Origin of the sequence: Pseudomonas sp. FR229a (assembly GCF_030209115.1) — a bacterium.
GTDB classification, from domain to species: domain Bacteria; phylum Pseudomonadota; class Gammaproteobacteria; order Pseudomonadales; family Pseudomonadaceae; genus Aquipseudomonas; species Aquipseudomonas moraviensis_A.
Window position 1 is genome coordinate 78331 of record NZ_JARVSP010000032.1, and the last position, 23515, is coordinate 101845.

General features: G+C 59.6%; 22 protein-coding genes. 6 read left to right on the top strand and 16 right to left on the bottom strand.

The genetic code is table 11. The annotated features are described in order from the left end of the window. Nucleotides 1–152: 152 nt before the first annotated feature. The gene (zapE, locus tag QRN33_RS23845; protein WP_285410497.1) at nucleotides 153–1271 is read left to right on the top strand and encodes a cell division protein ZapE; all 1119 of its coding nucleotides are present in this window, start codon (nucleotides 153–155) and stop codon (nucleotides 1269–1271) included. 17 nt (nucleotides 1272–1288) lie between these two features. Next, nucleotides 1289–1870, top strand: a complete 582-nt coding sequence (locus QRN33_RS23850; RefSeq protein WP_285410499.1) for a DinB family protein — start codon at nucleotides 1289–1291, stop codon at nucleotides 1868–1870. A 373-nt stretch (nucleotides 1871–2243) separates the two neighbouring features. Here QRN33_RS23850 and QRN33_RS23855 read toward each other — a convergent pair whose 3' ends face one another. The 3 genes from QRN33_RS23855 to QRN33_RS23865 form a co-directional block, all read right to left on the bottom strand. Continuing rightward, nucleotides 2244–2453 (bottom strand): hypothetical protein, encoded by a 210-nt coding sequence (locus tag QRN33_RS23855; protein WP_252874599.1) that lies wholly within the window; start codon nucleotides 2451–2453, stop codon nucleotides 2244–2246. Nucleotides 2454–2702: 249 nt separating this feature from the next. Beyond that, a complete protein-coding gene (locus QRN33_RS23860) occupies nucleotides 2703–4451 on the bottom strand; it encodes a phosphoethanolamine transferase CptA (RefSeq protein WP_083352753.1) in 1749 nt (582 codons plus the stop codon). A 210-nt stretch (nucleotides 4452–4661) separates the two neighbouring features. After that, a complete protein-coding gene (locus tag QRN33_RS23865) occupies nucleotides 4662–4844 on the bottom strand; it encodes a DUF6026 family protein (RefSeq protein ID WP_042609898.1) in 183 nt (60 codons plus the stop codon). A 275-nt stretch (nucleotides 4845–5119) separates the two neighbouring features. Here QRN33_RS23865 and gnd point away from each other — a divergent pair, with 275 nt between their 5' ends. Genes gnd through QRN33_RS23880 form a run of 3 tightly spaced genes read left to right on the top strand, consistent with a single transcriptional unit; the run spans nucleotide 5120 to nucleotide 8438 of the window. Next, on the top strand, nucleotides 5120–6100 hold the full coding sequence (gene gnd / locus QRN33_RS23870; protein WP_285410503.1) for a phosphogluconate dehydrogenase (NAD(+)-dependent, decarboxylating): 981 nt from the start codon (nucleotides 5120–5122) through the stop codon (nucleotides 6098–6100). Then, the gene (gene zwf, locus QRN33_RS23875) at nucleotides 6097–7620 is read left to right on the top strand and encodes a glucose-6-phosphate dehydrogenase (protein ID WP_285410506.1); all 1524 of its coding nucleotides are present in this window, start codon (nucleotides 6097–6099) and stop codon (nucleotides 7618–7620) included. The genes gnd and zwf overlap by 4 nt, the downstream gene beginning before the upstream one ends. Next, on the top strand, nucleotides 7617–8438 hold the full coding sequence (locus tag QRN33_RS23880) for an HAD family hydrolase (protein WP_285410508.1): 822 nt from the start codon (nucleotides 7617–7619) through the stop codon (nucleotides 8436–8438). Before zwf ends, QRN33_RS23880 begins: the two co-directional genes overlap by 4 nt. A gap of 123 nt (nucleotides 8439–8561) precedes the next feature. Here QRN33_RS23880 and nhaB read toward each other — a convergent pair whose 3' ends face one another. From nhaB to QRN33_RS23900, 4 genes are all read right to left on the bottom strand, one after another. Further along, nucleotides 8562–10064, bottom strand: coding sequence for a sodium/proton antiporter NhaB (gene nhaB, locus QRN33_RS23885; RefSeq protein WP_042609902.1), 1503 nt, complete (start codon nucleotides 10062–10064; stop codon nucleotides 8562–8564). A gap of 186 nt (nucleotides 10065–10250) precedes the next feature. After that, entirely contained in the window at nucleotides 10251–11171 is a 921-nt protein-coding gene (locus QRN33_RS23890; protein ID WP_285410510.1) for a hypothetical protein, read from the bottom strand. A gap of 143 nt (nucleotides 11172–11314) precedes the next feature. Then, a complete protein-coding gene (locus QRN33_RS23895; RefSeq protein ID WP_285410511.1) occupies nucleotides 11315–12604 on the bottom strand; it encodes an NHL repeat-containing protein in 1290 nt (429 codons plus the stop codon). A gap of 255 nt (nucleotides 12605–12859) precedes the next feature. Next, nucleotides 12860–13126, bottom strand: a complete 267-nt coding sequence (locus QRN33_RS23900; protein WP_016774677.1) for a hypothetical protein — start codon at nucleotides 13124–13126, stop codon at nucleotides 12860–12862. Between the two features lie 523 nt (nucleotides 13127–13649). Between QRN33_RS23900 and QRN33_RS23905 the strand changes: the two genes are divergently transcribed. Further along, nucleotides 13650–14975 carry a sigma-54 dependent transcriptional regulator gene (locus QRN33_RS23905; RefSeq protein WP_042609905.1) on the top strand — a complete coding sequence of 442 codons (1326 nt, stop codon included), beginning with the start codon at nucleotides 13650–13652 and terminating at the stop codon, nucleotides 14973–14975. A 99-nt stretch (nucleotides 14976–15074) separates the two neighbouring features. Here the strand turns inward: QRN33_RS23905 and fapF are convergent, their stop codons facing one another. The 9 genes from fapF to QRN33_RS23950 form a co-directional block, all read right to left on the bottom strand. Further along, the gene (gene fapF, locus QRN33_RS23910) at nucleotides 15075–16391 is read right to left on the bottom strand and encodes a fibril amyloid transporter FapF (RefSeq protein ID WP_042609906.1); all 1317 of its coding nucleotides are present in this window, start codon (nucleotides 16389–16391) and stop codon (nucleotides 15075–15077) included. 45 nt (nucleotides 16392–16436) lie between these two features. Further along, entirely contained in the window at nucleotides 16437–17183 is a 747-nt protein-coding gene (gene fapE, locus QRN33_RS23915; protein ID WP_042609907.1) for a fibril amyloid subunit FapE, read from the bottom strand. A 43-nt stretch (nucleotides 17184–17226) separates the two neighbouring features. Further along, on the bottom strand, nucleotides 17227–17907 hold the full coding sequence (fapD, locus tag QRN33_RS23920; protein WP_285410513.1) for a fibril amyloid maturation endopeptidase FapD: 681 nt from the start codon (nucleotides 17905–17907) through the stop codon (nucleotides 17227–17229). Nucleotides 17908–17972: 65 nt separating this feature from the next. Then, nucleotides 17973–18962 (bottom strand): amyloid-like fimbrin subunit FapC, encoded by a 990-nt coding sequence (gene fapC / locus QRN33_RS23925; protein ID WP_042609909.1) that lies wholly within the window; start codon nucleotides 18960–18962, stop codon nucleotides 17973–17975. 69 nt (nucleotides 18963–19031) lie between these two features. Then, on the bottom strand, nucleotides 19032–19604 hold the full coding sequence (gene fapB / locus QRN33_RS23930; RefSeq protein ID WP_042609910.1) for a fibril amyloid subunit FapB: 573 nt from the start codon (nucleotides 19602–19604) through the stop codon (nucleotides 19032–19034). A gap of 1 nt (nucleotide 19605) precedes the next feature. Continuing rightward, nucleotides 19606–20055: a functional amyloid chaperone FapA gene (fapA, locus tag QRN33_RS23935; protein ID WP_064362255.1), complete on the bottom strand. Its 450-nt coding sequence runs from the start codon at nucleotides 20053–20055 to the stop codon at nucleotides 19606–19608. Nucleotides 20056–20386: 331 nt separating this feature from the next. After that, a complete protein-coding gene (locus QRN33_RS23940) occupies nucleotides 20387–20911 on the bottom strand; it encodes an AAA family ATPase (RefSeq protein ID WP_285410516.1) in 525 nt (174 codons plus the stop codon). After that, nucleotides 20908–21471: a nicotinamide riboside transporter PnuC gene (gene pnuC / locus QRN33_RS23945; RefSeq protein WP_064362260.1), complete on the bottom strand. Its 564-nt coding sequence runs from the start codon at nucleotides 21469–21471 to the stop codon at nucleotides 20908–20910. Before pnuC ends, QRN33_RS23940 begins: the two co-directional genes overlap by 4 nt. Nucleotides 21472–21729: 258 nt before the next feature. Next, nucleotides 21730–23364, bottom strand: coding sequence for a methyl-accepting chemotaxis protein (locus QRN33_RS23950; RefSeq protein WP_042609914.1), 1635 nt, complete (start codon nucleotides 23362–23364; stop codon nucleotides 21730–21732). Nucleotides 23365–23515: the final 151 nt, after the last annotated feature.

Here is a 23515-nt window from a genome sequence, read left to right on the forward strand (position 1 = left end):
TCTGTGGGAGCGAGCCTGCTCGCGAAAGCGGTGTATCAGTGAATATTTGTATCGGCTGACACGACGCCTTCGCGAGCAGGCTCGCTCCCACATGCGGATCATTCACGTGCCTCGACCAGCAATGGAAAACCGCCCATGGCATACTCCCGCGCATGACTTTCGACTCCCCCCTCAGTGCCTGGCAACACGCCGTTGATCACAAGGGTTTCATCCAGGATGAAGCCCAGGAACACGCGGTCTGGGCCTTGCACAAATGCCACGAAGCCTTGCGCGCCGGTGCCCGTTCGGTCAGTGGCGTGTACCTGTGGGGGCCGGTCGGGCGCGGCAAGACCTGGCTGATGGATCAGTTCTATCAGACCCTGCGCGTGCCGGCCCGGCGTCAGCACTTTCATCACTTCATGGGCTGGGTGCATCAGCGGTCGTTTCAACTGAGCGGCATCGCCGATCCGCTGCGCGCCCTGGCCAAAGAACTGGCTGGCGAAGTGCGCGTGCTGTGTTTCGATGAACTGTTCGTCAATGACATCGGCGACGCGATCATTCTCGGGCGACTTTTTCAGGTGATGTTCGACGAAGGCGTGGTGATCGTTTGCACGTCCAATCTGCCGCCGGATGATCTGTACGCCGACGGCTTCAACCGCGATCGCTTCGCCCCTGCGATTACGGCGATCAAAGCGCATATGCAGGTGGTGGCGGTGAATGGCGCCGAGGATCATCGCCTGCATCCGGGGGCGATCGAACAGCGCTATTTTGTCAGCGCAACCGATTCGCCGAGTGCGCTGGATGGTGTGTTCAAATCACTGGTTTCCAGTGAAATCTGCAGTGATGAGCCTGTCGCCGTGGGTCATCGCATGCTGAACGTGGTGCAGGCCAGCGAATCCGTGCTGTGGTGCCGTTACCGTGATCTGTGCGAACAACCTTTCGCCGCCATGGACTTCATCGCGCTGTGTGATCGCTACCGGGCTATTCTGTTGAGCGAAGTGCCGAATCTGAGCGCGCAGAAACGTGAGGGGCGCATCGCGCGCGGCACCGAAGATGGCGCGCAACGTGTGGTGGCCGGCGACCGCGAGCTGCCACAGTTGTCGGTGCATGACGACGGCGTACGGCGTTTTATCGCGCTGGTCGACGAATGCTACGACCGCAAAGTGCCGCTGTACGTCGAGGCCAGCGTGCCGATGGACGCGCTGTACACCGAGGGCTATCTGGAATTCCCGTTCCGTCGCACCCTCAGCCGCTTGCAGGAGATGCAGTTGCAGCGTTACGCCGAAGCTTGAACGAAGAGGGCGCCAACATGAGCCAACCGCTGTCCCATCATTTGCTGACCATGGCCTACCAGAACGCCTGGGCCAATCATCGCCTGGCCAAGGCCTGGAGCCAGCTCGACGCGGCGGACCTGGCTGCGCCAAGAGTGAGCTTCTTTCCCGGCATCCGCATGACCCTCAACCACATCCTCACTTGCGACTGGTTCTACGTCGACGCGCTGGAGCGCGAATTGCGTGGTGACGAGCCGCACCCGGATTGCTACGTGTTCTTCAACGAAAACGAGCCGCTTACCGACGCCACCGCGCTGCGTGAAGAACAGGCTCGAGTCGACCGTCGGCTGATCGCTTATTGCGAACAACTGCGCGATGCCGATCTGCCGCGAATCGTCACCATCGCCCGCGAAACACCGCAACACGACAGCCGCTTGCGCATGCTTTCGCACCTGTTCGAACACCAGCTCCACCATCGCGGGCAGGTGCATGCGATGCTCAGCGGCACGACGGTCAAGCCCCCGCAACTGGATGAGTTCTTCTGTGTCGGCGAGCGTGCACTGCGTGCCGAAGATTTTGCCGAACTGGGCTGGACTGAAGAGTTGATCTGGGGCCACTGACCGCAAGAGATCGCAGCCTCGTTGCACTCGTCAGCTCCTACAAATAACCCTGTGCAGGTTCTGGATAAAGGCTTTGCAAGCCTGAAAAGCCCCTCACCCTAACCCTCCCAGAGGCAGAGGGGACTGACCGAGTCGAATTTACGAAATACGCCGACCTGAACCATTGGGGTTGAATTCAGGATTTGAATTGCACGCGAATCAGCTCCCTCTCCCTCGGGGAGAGGGCTGGGGTGAGGGGCGAATTCACCGCTGATCACGAGCCGGACACATATCCGCCTGACCATAAAAAAAGGCGCCCCAGGCAGGGCGCCTCAACTGTCATCTCCCGGGCCAGAGCGGAGCCACGGAAGGTCCATCGGTTGCTCGGTAAAACTCAGTCGCGATAAGCCTCGGTCACCTGCGCCGTCTGGTCAGCAGGCACGCGAATTTCTTTCGCATTGGTGTCGCTCTTCTGCTCGCTCTGAGCGTGCTGGACCGGGAAATTGTCGTAGTAATAACGCATGCGCTCAGCGCCGCCTTCGGCGAAGACGCTGGCAGAACCCAGGGCAAACAGCCCGGCAAGCATTGCGGTAGTGATTTTCATGGTGCCTCCTACTGAACAAGTGGAGCCGTTCGTCCATGAAGCAGATCTCGGAAGAGAGTCTGGGAGGCCTGAATTAACGCGGGGTTAACGCTCGTTCAGTGAAGGTTTTGCAGCGTGTTGCGGGGTGATAGCTGACAGACTCCGGGCCCATGAACAAAAAAAGCCCTGCATCTTTCGATACAGAGCTTTTCAAGGGGTCAGGCCGGGAGCTGTTCAATGACTCACATACCTGCATATCCCGACGCGATGTTACCGCTCCACCGCGTCCGCGATAGTCGTTTCGGGTTTCTTCGGCTTCATCAAACTGAAGTCAATCAACGCGCGTTTCGCCGTCTGGTACGGATCGCCAATCAACAGCTTGCGCGGCACGAAGCTGTCGCTGACCAGGCTCTTGCTGCGATCCAGTTCATCCGAGCTTAACCCGGCCAGATCGGCCCAGGTGTGGATGAACTGCGAGCTGCTGTACGGGCGGCTGAGGTCGCCGGCGAAGTTCCAGTCATGGTTTTCCTTCCACTTCGGCGAGGCCCAGGCCATGAACGGGATGGTGTACATCGGCGCGGTCGGTTTGTTTTCGTTGCGGCCCAGGGTGCTGTGGCCAGCCGAGTCGAAGACGTCTTCGCCGTGGTCGGAGAGGTACAGCAAGAAGCCGTTCGGATCGGATTTGGCGTAATCCTTGATCAGGCTCGACACCACGAAATCGTTGTACAGCACGGCGTTGTCGTAGCTGTTGTAGGTCGGCAGTTGATCGTCACGCACGCCGGCGGGTACGCCCTGGCGATCGTGAAACTTGTCGAAGGTTGGCGGATAGCGGTACTGGTAGCTCATGTGCGTGCCGAGCAGGTGCACGACGATCAGCTTGCGGGGCGCCGCATCGGCCAGCGCCTTGTTGAACGGCTCGATGACGTCGCCATCGTACTGCGCGGCGTTCTGGTTGCGGTTGTTGTTCAGGTACACCTGTTCGTCGGCCTGTTCGGAGAAGGTCGTGAGCATGGTGTTGCGCTTGGTCATGGTCTGCTGGTTGGTGATCCAGAAGGTCTTGTAACCCGCCTGTTTCATCACGCTGACCAGCGATGGCGTCGACAGGTACAGATCCGGATTCTGCTCATCGGCGAAGGTCAGCACCTGCTGCAACGCTTCGATGGTGTAGGGACGCGGGGTGATCACGTTGTCGAAGATCGCCAGTTGATCCTTGAGCTTGTCCAGTTCCGGCGTGGTGCTGCGCGGATAACCGTAGAGGCTCATGCGCTGACGGTTGGTCGATTCACCGATGACCAGCACCAGGGTCGCCGGCTGCCCGGCCGAGGCGTCCTTGAGGTTTTTCAGCGGCGGGATCTGGCTCGCGCTGTCGAGCATGCCCTGCATGTCGGCGAGGGTTTCCTGATAGCGGTGATACGCCACGGCCATCTGCCATGGCACCGCTGGCTCGATGCGGGTTTCGAATTTCTCGAAGCCTTGGGCGAAGGTGCCCATGCGCAGGGTTTGCTTGACCAGCGGGTAGCCGACCACGGCGATGACGATTGCCGTCGCCGCTACCAGCGCGCGACCACGTGGCATGTACACCGGGCGCAGGCGCGTCCACAAAAAGTAAGCGAAGGCGGTATGGGCGAGGAACGCCGGGATCATCCACCAGGCGAAATACTGCGTCATGTACTCGCCGGCTTCCGACACGTTCGACTCGAACATGATGAAGATGACGCTCTGCGAGAATTCCTGCTGATAGATGAAGAAGTAACCGAGGCTGGCCATCGAGCAGGCCCACAGCACCACGCCGATGATCGCCGCGAGCAGGCGAGTCTGTCTGGGGAACAGCAACATCGGCGCCAGCCACAGCGCGCTCATCACGAAGGCCTGACGGAATCCGGTGAAGCCGGATGTGCCGGTCAGCTGGATCAGCAGTTGGGTGATACCCGAGAAGTACCAGAAGAAAACGAACAGCCAGATGAATCCGGCCCAGTCGAAACCGGTCGCAGTCGTTTTGCTGCGTTTGAACAATGCCATTCAGCGCTCCAGCTCAATCATCAAACCCACGCCGGAAAGCTTCCATGACACCGACGAACAGAGGCCGTACGCGCAGGTACGGCCAGAATGGGGCGGAGTATCCCCAAGGCAATGTGAAAGATTTGTTAAGCGCCGCTTTTATCTGGCATCAAGCGGTCAGAGGTGCAGCGTGTCGGGAACGACGGGCGCCGTTCCCGAAGCAGGCGGGGGTCAGGCGTGGCGCGCGCGCTGCACAACCGGGCGTGGTTGCGGCTGCGAGCCTTGGGTCAATGCGCGCAATTGCGCCAATTCGTGCTTCAACAGGTCGCGCTCGTCTTTCAACTCGCGCAATTCGTCGCGACGGATCGTAACGTAGAGGGTTTGTGGCGGCATTGCTGTGTGTACTGTGCCCATTGCTCACCTCGCAAATGGCGTGCATCAACTGTAAGTCACTCCTCGTTCCGAGGCGCTTGACTTACTATCGGCGCCAATTTTGATTTCTTTTGCCCAAGAAGGGAACTTTTTTATTTTTCATGGTCGGTGTGTCTTCGGCAGGATTCGGGGCGTTATCACTCTGGATCGGGCACAATGCCCGGAAACTTCATCGCAACGCTCTGGACTAACCTCCATCAGTCGCGTTGGGCTATAACCAATGACACACATTTATTTGTAGTAAGGAGCATCAGCACATGCAACTCGGGATTATTGGACTGGGCCGCATGGGCGGCAATATTGCGCGACGTCTGATGCTCAACGGGCACACCACCGTTGTTTACGACCGCAATACCGCTTTCATCGATAACCTGGTCGCCGAGGGCTCCACCGGCGTCGCCGACTTGCCGGCCCTGGTCGCCGGCCTCGACAAGCCACGCGCTGTCTGGGTCATGTTGCCGGCCGGCGCGCCGACCGAAGACACCATCAACACCCTGAGAGAACTGCTCGAACCCGGCGATACCATCATCGACGGCGGCAACACCAACTATAAGGATGACATTCGTCGGGCCAAGACCCTCAACGAGAAAGGCCTGCACTACATCGACGTCGGTACCTCCGGCGGCGTCTGGGGCCTGGAACGCGGGTATTGCATGATGATCGGCGGCGACGCCGAAACCGTGCAGCGCCTTGACCCGCTGTTTGCCGCACTGGCGCCGGGCATGGGCGACATCCCGCGCACCAAGGATCGCAAGTCCGATGACCACCGCGCCGAGCACGGCTACATCCATGCCGGTCCTGCCGGTGCCGGGCACTTCGTGAAGATGATTCACAACGGCATCGAGTACGGCATGATGGCCGCGTTCGCCGAAGGCTTCGACATTCTCAAGACCAAATCCAGCGAACGTTTGCCGGAAGATCAGCGTTTCGACCTGAACGTGGCCGATATCGCGGAAGTCTGGCGTCGTGGCAGCGTGGTTTCTTCGTGGCTGCTCGACCTGACCGCCGATGCGCTGGCCAGCGATCCGAAGCTCGACGGCTTCTCCGGCTCGGTAGCCGACAGCGGCGAAGGCCAATGGACCATCGAGGCGGCGATGGAGCAAGCGGTGCCGGTGCCGGTGCTGTCCAACTCGCTGTTCTCCCGTTACCGCTCGCGCGGGCAGGGCACCTTCGGTGACAAGATCCTGTCGGCACAACGCTTCGGCTTCGGCGGCCACGTGGAGACAGCGAAAAAATGACCCGTACGATCCGCAGAAAATCCAAGGCAGAACCCGCACCACCGACCACGCTGTTTTTGTTCGGTGCCCACGGCGACCTGGTCAAGCGCTTGCTGATGCCGGCGCTGTACAACCTAAGTCGCGACGGCCTGCTCGACGACAATCTGCGGATCGTTGGCGTTGACCACAACGCCATTACCGATGAAGCCTTCGCGCAGAAGCTCGAAGACTTCATCCGCACCGAAGTGGCGGCGAAGGTCGGCAACGGCGATCAGATGCTTGATCCGGCCTTGTGGGCCAAGCTCGCCAAAGGTATCAGCTACGTCCAGGGCGACTTCCTGGACGACAGCACTTATTCAGCCCTGGCGGCGAAAATCGCCGACAGCGGCACCGGCAATGCGGTGTTCTACCTGGCCACCGCGCCGCGTTTCTTCAGTGAAGTGGTGCGCCGTCTCGGCAGCGCCGGTTTGCTTGAAGAAACTCCCGAAGCGTTCAGAAGGGTGGTGATCGAGAAGCCGTTCGGCTCCGATCTGCAGACCGCCGAAGCCTTGAACGCGTGCCTGCTCAAGGTCATGAGCGAGAAGCAGATCTACCGGATCGACCATTACCTGGGCAAGGAAACCGTGCAGAACATTCTTGTCAGCCGGTTCTCCAACAGCCTGTTCGAAGCGTTCTGGAACAACCATTACATCGACCACGTGCAAATCACGGCGGCGGAAACCGTCGGCGTCGAAACCCGTGGCAGTTTTTACGAACACACCGGCGCGTTGCGCGACATGGTGCCCAATCATCTGTTCCAGTTGCTCGCCATGGTGGCCATGGAACCGCCAGCTGCGTTCGGCGCCGATGCGGTGCGGGGTGAGAAGGCCAAGGTAGTAGGGGCGATTCGTCCCTGGACCACCGACGAGGCGCGAGCCAACTCGGTACGTGGCCAATACACGGCGGGCGAGCGCGACGGCAAGCCGTTGAACGGTTATCGCCAGGAAGCCAACGTCTCGCCCGACAGCAGCACCGAAACCTACGTGGCGCTGAAGGTGATGATCGACAACTGGCGTTGGGTGGGCGTGCCGTTCTACCTGCGCACCGGCAAGCGCATGAGCGTGCGCGACACCGAGATTGTCATCTGCTTCAAACCGGCGCCGTATGCGCAGTTCCGCGACACCGAAGTCGACGAGTTGCAGCCGACCTACCTGCGCATCCAGATCCAGCCGAATGAAGGCATGTGGTTCGACCTGCTGGCCAAACGGCCGGGGCCGGCGTTGAACATGGCCAATATCGAGCTGGGGTTCGCGTACAAGGATTTCTTCGAGATGCAGCCTTCGACCGGTTATGAAACCTTGATCTACGACTGCCTGACCGGCGATCAGACGCTGTTCCAGCGCGCCGACAACATCGAGAACGGTTGGAGAGCCGTGCAGCCATTCCTTGATGCCTGGCAGCAGGACGCCAGCGTCGAGTTGTATGCGGCCGGCGACGATGGCCCGCAAGCAGCGAAAGATCTCCTGACTCGCGATGGCCGCGTCTGGCATGGTCTGGGATGAGTGACTTGACGAAACAACCCATCAGTTTTCTGCTCAGCGACATGGACGGCACCTTGTTGCTGCCGGATCACACGCTGAGCCAACGCACCATTGCCGCCGTGCGCTCATTGCGCGAGGCCGGCGTGCTGTTCAGCCTCGCCAGCGGGCGTCCGCCGAAAGCCATGCTGCAGCAGATCGAAGCGCTGGGCGTTGATCTGCCGACAGCGGCATTCAATGGCGGCACCATAGTCAAACCGGACGGCACGCTGTTGGCCGCGCATTATTTGCCGGCGACCACGGCGCTGATCGCACTGGCACTGTTTGCCGATCAGCCGGACGTGGAAATCTGGGTGTTCAGCGGCGGCGACTGGCTGCTCAAGGACCCGCACGGGCCGATGGTCCCGCGTGAACAGAGTGGTCTCGGCTATCCACCAGTGGTGGTGGAGAGTTTTGAACCGTATCTGCAGCGGATCGACAAGATCGTCGCCACCAGCAATAACACTCAGTTGTTGATCGAACTGGAGGCGCAGCTGTTGCCGAAGGTCAACGGCATGGCCCAGGTGTCGCGCTCGCAACCGGTGTATCTCGACGTCACCGCGCTGGAGGCCAACAAGGGCACCGCGCTGACGGCGATTGCCGAATACCTCGGCGTGCCGCTGGAGCAAACGGCGGTCATCGGCGACGGCGGCAACGACCCGGCGATGTTCAAATGCGCCGGGTTGTCGATTGCCATGGGGCAGGCGGAAGAGGCGGTCAAGCGCCAGGCCGACGTCGTCACCGCGCCCAATACCGAAGATGGCGTGGCGCAGGCGATCGAAAAGTACATTCTCCCGCACTGATTCACACAGAAAAAACTGTAGGAGTGAGCCTGCTCGCGATGGCGGCGTATCAGCAAACGAAATGGTGGCTGACACACCGCTATCGCGAGCAGGCTCACTCCTACATGGGGTTTGCAGTGTCAGTTACAGCCAGTAGCTCACCGCATACCAGCCCAGCAAGCCCATCACCACGGTGTAGGGCAGGGCCATCCACACCATGCGCCCGTAGGACAAACGCACCAGCGGGGCGATCGCCGAGGTCAGCAGGAACAAAAAAGCGGCCTGACCGTTCGGCGTCGCCACACTCGGCAGATTGGTCCCGGTGTTGATCGCAATCGCCAGCGTTTCGAAATGCTCGCGACTCATGTGTCCGGCAAGAAATGCCTGTTTCACTTCGGTGATGTAAATGGTCGCGACGAATACGTTGTCGCTGATCGCCGAGAGCAGACCGTTGGCGATGAACAACATCCCCGGCTGTTGATCCACCGGTAACGCCAGCACCCACTGGATCAGCGGGGCGAACAGTTGCTGATCATGGATCACCGCTACCACGGCAAAAAACACCACCAGCAGTGCGGTAAACGGCATCGCATCCTTGAACGCGCTGCCCAAACGATGTTCGTCAGTGATCCCGCTGAACGCAGTAATCAAGACAATCACCATCAAACCGATGAGCCCGACTTCGGCGAGATGGAACGCCAGGCATCCAATCAGAATCAGCGCCGCCGCCCCCTGCACTAACAGCGCGGCGGTCTGCCGGGGCGTACGTTCGGCATCGTCCTGGGCAGCATAGTTGGCCAGCACGGCGCGCACGTTATCCGGCAGCAGCGTGCCGTATCCGAACCAGCGCAGTTTCTCCAGCAACACACAGGTCACAAGACCCGCCGCCAGCACCGGCAGCGATACCGGGGCGATCTTCTGGAAGAACTCGCCAAAATGCCAGCCCATCTCATGGCCGATCAGCAGGTTCTGCGGCTCGCCAACCAACGTGCAGACGCCACCGAGCGCTGTACCAACTGCACCGTGCATCAACAGACTGCGCAGGAAAGCGCGAAATTGATTGAGGTCCTCGTGGTGCAGCGTCGGCAGGTGGCGGTCGTCACTGAACTCGCTGTCCTGACGCGGATCATTGCCCGAGGCGACCCGGTGATAGACCGAATAAAAACCCACCGCCGCACTGATGATCACCGCCGTCACGGTCAACGCATCAAGAAACGCGGAGAGGAATGCCGATAAAAAGCAGAACATCAACGCCAGGATGGCTTTCGAGCGCACGCCCAGCAGCAGCCGCGAAAACAGAAACAGCAGCAGATCCTTCATGAAGTAAATACCGGCCACCATGAACATCAGCAGCAGGATCACCGGAAAGTTGTGCAGCAACTCGTCATACAGCGCTTGCGGCGTGGTCATCTTCAGCAACAGCGCTTCAATCAACAACAGACCGCCCGGCATCAACGGATAGCACTTGAGCGCCATGGCCAGGGTGAAGATGAACTCGATCACCAACAGCCAGCCCGCCGCGACCGGGCCGACGGTGAATAGCACCACGGCATTGAGAATGAGGAAACCGACAATGGTCGCCTTGTACCAGCGTGGCGACTGCCCTAGGAAGTTGTGCGCGAACGCCTGGGCCATTGAACCGGACATCGGCTGCTCCTTTTATTAAGAAGCGCGAAAGTTGCCGGATGTTTCAGGGAAGATCAAGGTCTCGGGATGCGATTGCTTGAGAACGATCGTGCGTTGCCAATCCGTGGCGATCACCCTCAAAGAGATCCACGGCGCCGTGGCGTCGTGGATCTCTGATTACCTCAGCGCTGATGCAGTGAACGATGCTTAGAGCTTCGACGAAACGACTCTGATCGCCCAAGGTGCAGACAGTCGCCCCATATCGGATTTACAGCGCAAAGTATGCACATGATTAACGGCCAGATCCCTGATGGTCGCGCTGTAGACACCGTGTTCATCGACTGCGAAGGGGACAAGATTGTTGTGGTAGTCAACAATCCACCCCGTCTCGTGAGGGATACCTGTACCGACAACAGTGACAGCTCTATCAGTCGTGACGCCTTGATTCTCGATCTCCTGAAACTGCTCCTGACCGATGACGAACTTGATTGCCAGCACACTCGGTTTGGTTACCACAACCCGCCATGCCGGCGATTCGAGCCCGGTGAGGTCCCTTGCGACAAAGACTTGCGTGCCTGGTTTAAGGTCTTCGAGTCTGGCGCTCCAGTGCCCGTTTGGGTCGATGTTCAGAAGCTTGATCACCTTGCCGTTGTTCAACAGCTCCACTTTTCGACCAGGCACGCCCAAGCCGATGAAGTTCAGTTCGTTGTGAAAGGTTCTTTCACCATCGTTGACGGGCTTTCCGTCAGGTCCGTATACCGTGTCAATTACCGGCGCGGTCACTCCCTCGACGATGACTGTCCATGGCGGCGAAATGTCCCCGCCAACATTGGTCGCTGTGTACGAATGCGGCCCGGGCAGCTGTGCGGGCAGTTTGGCGATGAAGAGGCCTTGCAGATCAGCATAAGCCGAGGTAACGGGTTGCCCCCAATCCCATATCTCAACATATTCTCTCGGAGAGGCCGAGCCGCTGATTGTCAGATTGCTGTCGTAGCTGATGCCGCCGTCCTGTATGAAATCACCTCTACCGTTGGTGACCTCGCGTATCTGCAGATCACTGCCTGTCGCAGGATTGGCCGGGGCATCGGCGGGCGTTAGCGGTGCCGATAATTTCTCTTGATCAGTCATCTCGAAATTCCTTTTTCGGTCGTACACGCAGCCATTTGCGTGCCCGGTCATCTGATCCCTGATCGAGGTGCCCGTCTACTGTCAGAAATTACAGGTAGGGCTATCTAGCCGACGGACGGCAACGTCCCGGTGCAGGTGTTGACTCAGTGATTCATATAACGCGCAACCATCGCCCGGTAGTTGCCATCCAGCGAAGACCCGCCGACGACAATGGCGCCGTCAGTTTGTACGGTCAGCGAATTGGCTGTATCGAGACTTCGGCCCAGCCGCGTGCGCAGCCAGCCATGGCCTTGGCCGAATTCCGGATCGAGGCTGCCATCGCGTCGATACCGGGCGACCATGAAGTCGGCTTCCACCCCACCGATGGTCGCGCCTACCGCAACAAGGCGGCCGTCAGGCATGCGCTGAGCGGCATTCCATTGGCAACCGCTGGCGCCGATGTCCAACACCAGAGGCAGGCCATGGTGGCAGTGCAAGTCCGGTCGACCGTTTGCATGCAGGACAAACGTCAGGCAGCGAATCGGATCGCGGCTGCTGCCGAAACAAAAAAGCCTGTCGTCGGACTCGGTGATCTGACTGACCTGAGCGCTTTTGTCATGGGCCTTGAAAGCCATGAAGCCGTCGACGGCAAAGCGCTCGTCCAGGCTTCCATCAGGCCGATAAACCGCCAGCAGGCCTTGCTGCGGAAAGTCGATGGACCCTGCGACGACGATGCGCCCGTCCTGCTTCAACAGCAGCGTGCTCAGCCAGGTATTGAGCAACAGGTGGCGGACCATCACAAATCCGCGCCCGTTGAAGGATTCGTCCAGACAGCCATCGGGTTGCAGACGAATCAGCATTCCGGCGTGATCGGCGAGGCTGAAATGATGGTTGGCGATCAGCAGAATGCGGCCGTCTTCCTGCACCGCAAAATCGCAGGCTTCGACACCCGGCACGCCCGGCGGCAGCCAAGTGTCGCGAGTGCCCATGGACAGCTCGCCGGGCAGCCGCACGACCTGGAAGCCGTCATCGCCGAAGGATCGGTCTGGCTGACCGTTGGCATGAAACAGGGCGAGGGCGGGCAGGGTGCGATGGTTGTTTTCATAATGCAGGCCGGCCAGCAGGATCCTCCCGTCAGGTAACACCTGAACCTTGCCGGCCCTGGCTTCGAAACCCTCGATGAAGCTGCCGATTACGCTGCCCTGACTTCCAAAGGACAGATCCGCCGAACCATCGGCCAGGAGCCGCGCCAGGCCAAGACGACTTCCTTTCGGCGTGCCGACCTTGGCGGCAACCAGAATCCGGCCCCGTGCATCCAGCGCGACATGCTGGGTCTGGCTGGACAGACTACCGGCGAAATACACCTGGGCAACACCGCCGATGGCGAATGTCGCGTCAAGCGAACCGGGGTTGTTCCATGCAGTGGGCAGCGCATAAGTGTTGAGGGTGGACATGCACGCGTCTCCTTGCGAGTGAACCCATACCCAATGAGTGGGCGGCTGACTGCACGAGCGAAACATTCAATCCCTGAACCGCGAGAAGTACAACTGGAAGAACTAACAGAACGACGGTCGCACTGTGCCAGAACAGTGTCTTGTTGAACCAGTCGCAAGCGAGCCAAGCATTCAGGCAGGACCTGACCCGGGAAGTTACGGTTTTGCCATATGAAAAGGGCGGATGACTCTATGTCATCCGCCCTTGTTCGATTATCAGTGTGGCATCGACCACGATTGCAGTTTGTGGCCATCTTCGCTCAGCTCGGCGCGGGCCTGCTGCAGCAGTTGTTCGAGTTGCGCCGGGTCAGAATAGGCGCTGCTCGGGATCTGTTTGCGACCAATGTGGGAATTGGTGCGGTCAACCACGGTCAGGCTCAGTTCGCCATTGCCGTCTTGTGGTGCCCAGGCCACGCACTGGAAAGGCTTGAAGGCGTGGTTGGCAATCAAAAGAGCTTCGTTGATACGCAGCGGGGCAGTCATGGGGTCTTCTCTCTATTGGCGCCCAATCAAGTGAGGGGCCGTCGGTTGGGCTTACCGTGCGGCCGGTTACTTGTACTGATGCACGCAACCGGGGGGTGGGTCACAACTGAAACAAAGAAATTTCAAGTTCTTTACATAACCCCTGTTGGTTTCGTTAATCCTGCCCATGTCCGAACCCCGCGCCGAATTCACCCCTCACCCCAGCCCTCTCCCCGAGGAGAGGGAGCCGAGCTGTGGGCTCTTCAGACCCGCGTTCGACTCGGTATCGCACGTCGGCGTACCTCGCACAAACACCTCGGTCAGTTCCCTCTACCTCTGGGAGAGGGTTAGGGTGAGGGCTACTGTTTGACACACTACGAATAGTCGATAGCTAACTAACAACCAACTTTCTTATAACGCTTTTAATAAGCCTCCTATAAGCAATCGATACAAGCCTCCGTCAAAATCTTGCTAGTGTTACAACCGGGACAGCCAAATGACTGTTTTTACAATCATTTATTATATTTGGCGCCAAGGAACAGTCATGAGCGAAGCGCCTGCGTCGAGACGTTTACTGGTGGTCGATCCCTGCGACGACTGTTACCGGCTTTTGCCCGGTTTGCGCGCGGTGGGCTGGGATGTCGACAGTTGTACCCTGGAAAATGCCGCCGATCGCGCCTGTGACGTCGGCCTGCTACGCCTGCAGCCTTTTCATCTGGAACGCCCTGAAGCCGTCAAAGAACTGATCAGCCGCAGCGGCACCGAATGGATCGCCGTGCTCAATCAGGAAGTGCTGCGCTTACAAAACGTCGGCGATTTCGTCTGTGAATGGTTTTTCGATTTCCACACCTTGCCTTTCGATGTCTCCCGCGTACAGGTCACCCTGGGCCGCGCCTTCGGCATGGCGCGTCTGCGTGGTCAGGGCACGATTCATGTCGACCAGCCGGAACACGAACTGCTCGGCGACAGCAAACCGATCCGCGAACTGCGCAAGCTGCTGAGCAAACTTGCGCCGACCGAATCGCCGGTGTTGATCCGTGGCGAAAGCGGCACCGGCAAGGAATTGGTGGCGCGCACCCTGCATCGCCAGTCCCAGCGTCACAGCAAACCATTTGTAGCGATCAACTGCGGGGCCATTCCCGAACATTTGATCCAGTCCGAATTGTTTGGTCATGAGAAAGGCGCTTTTACCGGCGCCCATCAGCGCAAGGTGGGGCGCATTGAAGCAGCCAATGGCGGTACGTTGTTTCTTGATGAAATCGGCGATTTGCCGCTGGAGCTGCAGGCCAATCTGCTGCGTTTTCTGCAGGAAAAACACATCGAGCGGGTCGGCGGCAGTCAGCCCATCCCGGTGGATGTGCGAGTGCTGGCGGCGACCCACGTCGACCTGGAAGCAGCGATCGAGAAGAAGCGCTTTCGCGAAGACCTTTATTACCGGCTGAACGTACTGCAAGTGGTGACCGCACCGCTGCGTGAGCGCCATGGCGACCTGTCGATGCTGGCCAACCACTTTTCGCATTTCTACAGCCATGAAACCGGGCGCCGGCCTCGCAGCTTCAGCGAAGATGCCTTGATTGCCATGGGCAAACATGACTGGCCGGGGAACGTACGGGAACTGGCTAACCGGGTCCGGCGCGGTCTGGTGCTGGCGGAGGGTCGGCAGATCGAGGCGCGGGATCTGGGTTTGATCAGTCAGCACTCGGTCGCTACGCCGATGGGCACGCTGGAGGATTACAAGACCCGGGCGGAACGGCAGGCGTTATGTGATGTGTTGAATCGGCACAGTGATAATTTAAGTGTGGCCGCGAAAGTCCTCGGAGTTTCACGGCCTACTTTTTATCGGTTGTTGCATAAGCATCAGATTCGTTAACTGGCTGAAGATCAAAGGATCGCAGCCTTCGGCAGCTCCTACAGGGATTACGTAATCCGAATGCAGGAGCTGCCGAAGGCTGCGATCTTTTGCTTTGCTTTAGAAGTAATACGGGAATTTCAGGCTGAACGAGAAGTCCGGCGCATCGTCAGTCATGCCGATCGACAAGTTCGGCACGATCGTCAGGTTGTCGGTGGCCGCAATGGTCATGCCGACGTTGAAGTAACCGGCATTGGCGTCACTCGACACAACCGATTCCCAATCGCCGCCGTCCTGTTTCAGCTTGCTCTTGCGTTGCACCAGGTCGGAAACGGAGAACGACATACTCATCTTCTCGTTGAGCGCGAAGGCGATGCCGGCGCCGATCTGGAAGCTGTCGCCGATGCGCACTTTGCCTGGGGTTTTCTGGTTGACCGTGGAACTGATATCGTCGAACGACTCCTCAAGGTTATGGGTGTAGGAAAGGCTGCCGAACAGCACCGCCGGGTCAAACGTCTTGACCAGCGAGATGCCCGGGGTGATCGACCAGACGCCGTTGCCGGTCGGCAGGGTGTCGGGGACGAACAGGTTGGAGTTGGCGTCGGTCTGGCGCAGCTTGATGCCGAACGGGTCTTTGCCGGTCGGCGCCTTGACGCGCAGAGTGACGACGGCGTCCGGGGTGTTGACCGACTCGTCGAGGAACTTGTAGGCGATACCGAAGTTGACGTCGCCAATGGTTGGATCCTTGGTCACGGTTTCTTCGGTGGTGACACCGGCCGCGCCCTGGTTGCCGCCGCCGGACTGATACGTCGACTCGCGATACACCACCGGCACGTTCAGGTCGAACTGCCAGCGGTTGTCGAAGTTGTAGCGGCCGGTGAGGTCGAGGGTCCAGGTGTCGGCCTTGATCCGGTCGAGGTTGATGTTGCCGAGGAAGATCGAATCCAGCGCAAGGAAGCCGTTGAGGATCAACTGGCGGGTGTCGTAGCGCGAATAGGTCAGGCCGGTTTCGACGCTGAACTTGCCGCCGCCGAAGAAACCGCTGGCTTCGTCATACAGGTTGGAAACGCTCTGCGCCGGTTGCGAATCATCGGCCAGCGACTGACCGTAAGAAGCGCCGCTGCCCCCGGCGGCGCCTCCCGATGCGGCGGCCGCACCGGTGCCAGTGGCGGCTCCGGTAGCGACGCGATTGCCTTTCATGTCGGACGGCGATTTGGCCAGCCGTTTTGGCGGTGGGGCGGCGGGTTGTTCTTCTACCTGGCGGACCCGTTGTTCAAGTACCGCCAGCGCTTGTTGTTGTACTTCGTATCGTTGTTTCAGTTCCAGAAGTTCCCGTTTCAGGGCTTCTACATCGGCGTCGGGTGCTGCTTGCAGCATCGCCGCCGGGAGAAGGGTACTCAAACACACTGCAGCACGCAGTGATACTGATCGATACATGAATAAGCCGTCCCTTTAAGCCCAATGATCGAGACTCAGCGTAGTTCAATATCCGATATTGCGTAGGGCCCCGAGTTGGGTCAGGTTGCAGTCCAGTGCACCGGCGCTTCTGCCGTTATTGTTCAGTACGACGTTGAGTTGCGTGAGGTTGTTGACCACGTTGGCACTGCCCAGCAATCGGGTGTTCTGCAGCAGCCCGCCCTGGGCCACCTGTTGCAATGCTGTGCCTTGATTGCCGCTGGCCTGAATGGCCATTTGCACGCCACCGCCGTTGGCCGAAACCGCGACACTGCCGGCGCCGTTGCTGCCGCTGATGGTCTGCCCGGCGACGAGCGCCTGGCCTTGCGACGGCACCAGCGCCGGCGCTTGACTGGCTTCGCTGACGTTGATTGCGACGTTGTTGTTGGCGGTGTTGCCATCGCCGGCGGCGCGCACGCTTTGCGTCACGCCCTGGCTGCTGTTGAGGCCGGCGCCACCGATGACAGTGCCGGTGCCCAAGGTGGGAGTACTGCCGTTGCCCGACTCCTTGATGGTCGAGACATAGAATTGCGGTTTGACCGTTGCGGCCTGGATCTGCATCGAAGTCGCAGCCCCGATCAGGTCGCCGCTGGCGTTGCGCCAGGTGCTGCTCATGACAATGCCGAAGCTGATGATCCGCCCCGGCATGACGTAACGACCGCGCAGCTCGGCGAGCTCCTGGTCCTTGATTTCGATGGGTTTGAATCCGGCATGGGCTAAACCTGACGCACTCGCTGCCAGGCAGGCGGCGGCCAGCCAGTATGAGCTTTTCATCTGCTGCTCCCGGGACATCCAGTCCCATTCTCTAACTCGGCGATTAAAAGAAGTCGCTCTGAATGAACCCGAAATCCATCAATTCCGCATCTTTGACCGGGTTGAAACCGTCCAGCGTATTTTTCGCCGTCAGCGGCACGGGAGGGCTGCGCAAGGCGTTGGCCTTGTCGTAACCGGGGCCGACGATGGCAAAGACAATGCCGTTCCAACCTTTGACAAAGTCGTCGTGCTTGTAGCGTTTGTGGCCGAGTACCGGGTCACCGATGTAGACCCAATCCTTGTCCGAACGCTGCAGGACGACGAAGTGCTTGTAGCCGCGAATGTCCATCAGGACCACCACCGGAATGGTCACCGCTTCGAGTTTCTCGGGCGGGATCCGGTAGCCACGGGCGCGCATGCCGATGCTTTCTACGTAGCGCTTCATGTCGAGCATGGAGAAACCCTGGGTTCGCACCAGGTTCTGGTCAGCGTTGACCAGCATGCCTTTGATGATGTGCTCCTCATCGACGTCGAGCCAATAGGCCTGGCGCAGAACCGTTGCCAGTGCAGCAGCGCCGCAGCTGAAATCGGTTTTCTGTTCGACGATGTCGGCAAACTTGCGCTCACGAATGCTTTGCACGTCCTTGTACACCAGCACGCCACCCGGCAGGGCAGCCACGGGCATCTGGGCTGCCTGAGTCAGGCCGCACAGACAAAGCAGAGCGAAGAGGGCAGGAGTCCGCATGATCGAATACGCCTTGTGGAACCGAGGAAAAAGCCCCGTTACCGGGGCTTTCGTTTCGATCGCGATTACATGCAGGCTTTGCAACCTGCGGCGATGGACAGCGAGTTGCTTTGTTGGTTGCCCACACCGGCCGAGACGTTGGCTCCACCGTTGCCGGAGAAGTTGTTCATCGAGTTGGTCATGTTGGCGTTGTTGACGACTGGGGTTTTCCAGCCATCTTTGGTCAGCACTTGTTGGGTGGTGACGCCAGCGAGGCCAAAGCTGCCCACGGCTTCGAACTTGGCTTTCTGATCATCGTTGCCGCCGTGGCCGCCGCCACGGTTACCCCAACCGCCATGGTTGTCGTCTTCGATGGTCGCGGTGCCTTTGGCTTTGAACACGCCAGCGGCTGCATAGGTACCGGTGAGGGTGTCGGTTTTGTAAGCCTGCACGCCTTTGTTTTCCACGACCAGGCCAGTCGAGGACTGGTTGGCAGAGGCAGCAGCCTGCGCTACGCGACCGCCGGAAACAGCGATGGCGAGGTTGTTTTTCTGTTGGTTGAAGTTGCCGGAGCTCACGTTGATGCCGATGTTACCGGAACCGTTGTTGCCGGCATTGTTGAGCGTGGCGTTGTTGAAGGTGGACGAGTTTTTCACGTAGTTGTTGTTGTTCACCTGAGTCGCGCTTGAGGCTGCAACAGCGTTGCCGAAGATGAAGCTTTCGTCAGCGGTGGCCAGCGCCGCAGCGTTGTCCTGCTGGTTGCCGTCGCCGGCAGCGACGTTGGCGCCCATATTGCCGTTGGAGCCATTGAGTGAGTCGCTGGCATTGGCGTTGTTCAGGGTGCCCTGGTTTTTCACCACGTTGCCGTCGCTGTTTTGCGCGTCGAGTACAGCGGCGCCGGCGCCTGCGGTGATCTGCAGCAGTTGTTCAAGATTTGGACCTTGTGGCTGGCCGTGACCATTGCCGTGCCCGTTACCATGACCGTTGTTGTCACCACGGCCGCCAGCCTGTGCTGCCATTGCCATCACTGCTGCGAGTGCGAAAACCAGTGGTTTGAGAGCCATTGTAGGTTTCATGGTTGTTTCTCCGTCGTGCTTATTAGTTGGGTTAAGTGTTGTTACTTTTCCAATTGCACTGTGTTTGGGTCAGTCAGCGACCCGGATGCTCAGGGTGTTAGCCATGCGGTTCCCCACCCCGGCACTCTGGTTCACCTGGATTACCCCGCGGCTGCCGGTGAAGGCCTGATCACTTGTCGTGACCTGGCGACTGCCGGGTGAGGTACCAGTTGCTCCTGAGCTCGGTAAAAACGCCACGTTCTGTTGCGAAAGGGCGCTGTCGTCAATGCTCTGCGGGCCGGCACTGATGCTGACGCGCGTCACGTTGGCCATTTGATTGTTGGCACCGGCACCCTGGTTCACACCGAGGATGCCGTTGCCATTGCTGAAAGAGTTGCCGCCGATGTTGGCGCTGGCGTCGATGGCGCGGCTGGCGGGCGTGTCGATGTTCTGCCTGACGCTGGTGGTGGCGTGGGACTCGGTGCCGATGGCGATCGCTTTGGTGTTGGCTTGCTGCATCTGGTCACCGGCGGCCTGGTTGACGTTGAAGTTGCCGCGATACTGGGCACCGGAATTCTGGATATTCGCCTGGTTGACTGAAGCCGGATCGGCCATGGCGCTGGTGCAGCCGAGCAGGGCGAGAAGCAGCAGGGTGCGATTCATGTCATTGGCCTCCGGCCATGCGAGTCAGAGGCGCCAGCCCGGTGCTCATCGCCCGGTTGACGGTGTTGGAGATCGACGCGCCAGAACCGCCGCCGCTACCGGTGCGCATACCGGGCAGGCCGTTCTGATTGGTCAGGGTGTTCATGCCGGGCAGGTTGGAGGTGGGCGTGGTCATGTTGCCGCGAATCGACGAACCGCTGGCGACGCTGGCGAAATCGCCGTCGCTGAGTTCGGTGCTGCTGAGGGTCTGGTTGATCCGCGCCGAAGGGTTGGCGTTGACCGTGGTCGGATAGGGGTCTTTGCCACCATTGCGGCCGATCGGGATGGGCTGAACGTCGCGGTTAAGAACGATCACGCCATTGCCTTCGGCTTGCACGCTGACGCTGATCAATGCGCTGGCGGCTGATCCGATCAGCAGGAGGCAGGTCAGGCTTTTATTGAAATTCCCCACGGCTGCAATTCCTTCTTCAGTGGGCTGGGTGATTCAGCGTTGTGAAGGAGAGAGCGAAAGCTGTGCCGGATTTGGATTGTCCCGTTTTTTCAATGGTTTGGCGGATATGAGCGGATGGCTCTGGTCGCCACTGTTTCACCGGTGATACACGGCGCGGGTCGCTTGAGCGGCAATTAGCGTTGCAAAGCTCTGGATCAAGGGTTTGCGCCGATGTGTTTCAACGGCGTAACAGGTGAGGTGACGCGGTGATGAACAGCGTTTGGACGGCGGCTTTGCGCGCTCGCGAGTGTTTCAAAAACGGACAGATTGCGCGAATTGCCCGCTTGCTGGCTTAGTCGGCCAGCAAACGCTCGACCGCCGCAAAGGCTTGCGCCTGGCGTTCGGCCCAATCGCCTTCGATCACTTGCATCGGCTGTTGATGCTGGATCAGCCACGCGCGAGTGGCTTCGTAGAACGCCATGCGATCTCCAAGATCCGGTTGGCAGCGCTGGCCGTCTTCGGCCCAGTCGACCTGTTGCGGCGACAGCAGCAGGTGCAGATCGTAATGACGGGCGAGCAACTCGGTTTCCAGCCAGTCCGGGCAGTCACCAAACAGAGTCTGGCTCCAGAGGATGTTGCTCAGAAGATTTGTGTCGAGGATCAGCAGCGCGGGTTGTCTGGCCCGCGCCTGATCTTCCCGGTGCAACTGACCCCGAGCGATGGCGGGGATGTCGGCCAGGCAGGTGTCCCGCGGGTTTTCTTCAATAAACCGGCGCACATATTCGTCAACGCGCACGCCGCCGAAACGCTGCTCCAATCCTGCCGCCAGCCAGCTCTTGCCGGTGGATTCCGGGCCGGTGAGTACCACGACTTTCATGTGCGCAACGCCGGATCGGCGCGCCACTCCCGCCAGCCTTGCACGGCGAGCAGGGTAAACAGCGCATAGAGCGCGGCAGTCAGGTAGAGGCCTTTATAGATGAACAGGCCAACAAAGATGACATCGAGGACAAACCACAGCGCCCAGCATTGCAGGCGTTTTTGCGCCATCCATAGTTGCGCGACCAGACTGAAACCGGTGAGCGCGGCATCGAGCCACGGTTGTGCAGCGTCGGTCCAGTGCGCCATCGCCGCGCCCAGCAACAGGCTGCCGATTGTGCCGATACCGAGACCGAGCAGAATCGAGCGAGTGTCGAGGCGGCTGACTTCGCGTCCGTCGTGCATCGTCCCGGCGCGGGTCCATTGCCACCAGCCGTAGACTTGCAACGCGGCGTAGATCACTTGCAGCAACATGTCCGAATACAGCTTCACCTCAAAGAAGATCCAGCTGTAGAGCAACACCATGACCAGCCCGATCGGCCAGCACCACGGATTCTGTTTGACCGTCAGCCACACGGCGATGACACCGAGGGCAGCGGCGAACAGTTCAAGCCCGGACATGAGTGATCCTTGGGGAATGAAAGAAGGGGGCGGATTGTACTGCATTAGTCAGATCAAAAGCCCCTCACCCTAGCCCTCTCCCGGAGGGAGAGGGGACTGATTGGGGGATGCTTTTGAGCTGCGCCGGTTTGAACGATCTTCGTTGAATCCATAATCGACTCGATTGTTCAGGTCGATGTATGACGCCAGACACCTCGGTCGGCTCCCTCTCCTCGGGGAGAGGGCTGGGGTGAGGGGTGGGCTCACCTCGGTGATCGGTCAGACCCGGAACTGGCGCAGCAACCCGTTGAGCTGTTCGCTCAGTTGCCCAAGGCGCAGGCTGGCTGCACTGGATTGTTCAGCCGCTAATGCGGTGCTATGCGAAAGCCCGGCCGCCTGGGTGACGTTCTGGTTGATGTCCTCAACCACATGGGCCTGTTGCAACGTGGCGCTGGCGATCGAGGCATTCAGTCCGTTCAGATTGCGCAACGCCTGGCCAATTGCATTGAGGCTGGCCCCGGCCAGTCCCGCCTGTTCAATGGTCAGTTGCGATGCCTTGCTGCTGTCGCCGATCACCTTCACCGCAGCCTCCGAGTGGTTCTGCAGGCGCTCGATCATCGACTGAATTTCCGCCGTCGACTTCTGCGTACGCTGGGCCAGCAAGCGCACCTCATCAGCCACCACGGCAAACCCGCGACCTTGCTCACCCGCACGCGCCGCTTCAATTGCCGCGTTGAGTGCCAAGAGGTTGGTCTGCTCGGCAATCGAGCGAATCACTTCCAGTACGCTGCCAATCTGTGTGCTCTCGGCCGCCAGCGTGCGGATCACTTCCACCGCCTGATCGATCGTGCCCGAGAGCTTGTCGATCTGTTGCAGGCTGCCATCAATGTTGATCTGGCCCTGTTGTGCCTGCGCTTCGGCATCGCGCATTTCTGCGGCGGCGTGTTCGGCGTTTTTCGCCACGTCCTGCACGCCGTAGGTGACTTCATTGATCGCCGTCGCCACCAGCTCCATCTGCTGCGATTGCTGCTGACTGCGCTGCTGTGCCTGCGAGGCATCGTTGCCCAGTTCACTGGAAGACTGGCCCAGAGCGCTGGCCGACACCTGCAAGTCACCAATCACCCGGCGCAACTTGGCCGTGAAGGCATTGAAGTGATGGGCCAGCTCGGTGACCTCATCCTTGCCATGGGTATCGAGGCTGCGGGTCAGGTCGCTTTCGCCACTGGCAATGTTGGCCATGGCGTTCACGGTTTCCTGCAACGGACGGACGATGCTGCGGGCGATCAGTATCACCAGCAGCGCCATGATCAGCGCAATTGCCAGACCGATCACCGAAGCCTTGATCATCTGCTCCTGGAATTCGGCCTGGACATCGTCGACGTACACACCGGAGCCGATCACCCAGCCCCAGGGTTCGAACAGCTTCACGTACGAAGTCTTCGCCACCGGATCAGTCGCGCCCGGCTTCGGCCAGCGGTAATTGACCATGCCCGCGCCTTTGGCCTTGGCGATGGCAACCATTTCGTTGAACACCGCAAAGCCGTCCGGGTCGCGGATCGCCGAGAGGTTCTGGCCTTCGAGTTTGGGGTTGGTCGGGTGCATGACCATCACAGGCGTGAGGTCGTTGATCCAGAAGTAATCGTTCTGGTCATAGCGCAGACCACGGATCGCGGTCAGCGCCTGCTTTTGCGCCGAGTCCCTGGTCAGGGTGCCGGCGGTCTCCAGCCCTTGGTAATACGTGAGCAGGCCGCTGGCGGTCTGCACCACATGCTGGGTTTTCTGCGCCTTGGCGTGGTAGAGGTCGTCGTGGATCTGCTTGAGCATCAGCACGCCCAAGGTCAGCAACATGACCACCGCCACAATCAAGATGAGCCACAAGCGTCGGCTGATCGACACACTGCGCAAGCTGTTCATAACGCTGTCACTCCGGATTCTTGTTCTTGTAATAAACGATCGCCAGCATCCAGCCACAGCTGAGTGCTCGGGACTGCGCCAGGCAAGCCAGCCAACGCGCAGAGCGCTATTGAGGCTTGTCTGTTAGGATTTCGGCCCCGCGCGCGAAAAC

Bases quoted from the DNA above. Each gene is read 5' to 3' on its own strand.
- QRN33_RS23880 (WP_285410508.1), top strand. From the start codon at position 7,617: ATGAGTGACTTGACGAAACAACCCATCAGTTTTCTGCTCAGCGACATG.
- nhaB (WP_042609902.1), bottom strand. From the start codon at position 10,064: ATGTCCGGTTCAATGGCCCAGGCGTTCGCGCACAACTTCCTAGGGCAG.
- QRN33_RS23950 (WP_042609914.1), bottom strand. From the start codon at position 23,364: ATGAACAGCTTGCGCAGTGTGTCGATCAGCCGACGCTTGTGGCTCATC.
- gnd (WP_285410503.1), top strand. From the start codon at position 5,120: ATGCAACTCGGGATTATTGGACTGGGCCGCATGGGCGGCAATATTGCG.
- fapC (WP_042609909.1), bottom strand. From the start codon at position 18,962: ATGAAACCTACAATGGCTCTCAAACCACTGGTTTTCGCACTCGCAGCA.
- QRN33_RS23860 (WP_083352753.1), bottom strand. From the start codon at position 4,451: ATGGCATTGTTCAAACGCAGCAAAACGACTGCGACCGGTTTCGACTGG.
- QRN33_RS23890 (WP_285410510.1), bottom strand. From the start codon at position 11,171: ATGACTGATCAAGAGAAATTATCGGCACCGCTAACGCCCGCCGATGCC.
- pnuC (WP_064362260.1), bottom strand. From the start codon at position 21,471: ATGTCCGGGCTTGAACTGTTCGCCGCTGCCCTCGGTGTCATCGCCGTG.
- fapF (WP_042609906.1), bottom strand. From the start codon at position 16,391: ATGTATCGATCAGTATCACTGCGTGCTGCAGTGTGTTTGAGTACCCTT.
- QRN33_RS23940 (WP_285410516.1), bottom strand. From the start codon at position 20,911: ATGAAAGTCGTGGTACTCACCGGCCCGGAATCCACCGGCAAGAGCTGG.
- fapD (WP_285410513.1), bottom strand. From the start codon at position 17,907: ATGCGGACTCCTGCCCTCTTCGCTCTGCTTTGTCTGTGCGGCCTGACT.
- zapE (WP_285410497.1), top strand. From the start codon at position 153: ATGACTTTCGACTCCCCCCTCAGTGCCTGGCAACACGCCGTTGATCAC.
- zwf (WP_285410506.1), top strand. From the start codon at position 6,097: ATGACCCGTACGATCCGCAGAAAATCCAAGGCAGAACCCGCACCACCG.
- QRN33_RS23855 (WP_252874599.1), bottom strand. From the start codon at position 2,453: ATGAAAATCACTACCGCAATGCTTGCCGGGCTGTTTGCCCTGGGTTCT.
- fapE (WP_042609907.1), bottom strand. From the start codon at position 17,183: ATGAAAAGCTCATACTGGCTGGCCGCCGCCTGCCTGGCAGCGAGTGCG.
- QRN33_RS23850 (WP_285410499.1), top strand. From the start codon at position 1,289: ATGAGCCAACCGCTGTCCCATCATTTGCTGACCATGGCCTACCAGAAC.
- QRN33_RS23905 (WP_042609905.1), top strand. From the start codon at position 13,650: ATGAGCGAAGCGCCTGCGTCGAGACGTTTACTGGTGGTCGATCCCTGC.
- QRN33_RS23900 (WP_016774677.1), bottom strand. From the start codon at position 13,126: ATGACTGCCCCGCTGCGTATCAACGAAGCTCTTTTGATTGCCAACCAC.
- QRN33_RS23895 (WP_285410511.1), bottom strand. From the start codon at position 12,604: ATGTCCACCCTCAACACTTATGCGCTGCCCACTGCATGGAACAACCCC.
- QRN33_RS23865 (WP_042609898.1), bottom strand. From the start codon at position 4,844: ATGGGCACAGTACACACAGCAATGCCGCCACAAACCCTCTACGTTACG.
- fapB (WP_042609910.1), bottom strand. From the start codon at position 19,604: ATGAATCGCACCCTGCTGCTTCTCGCCCTGCTCGGCTGCACCAGCGCC.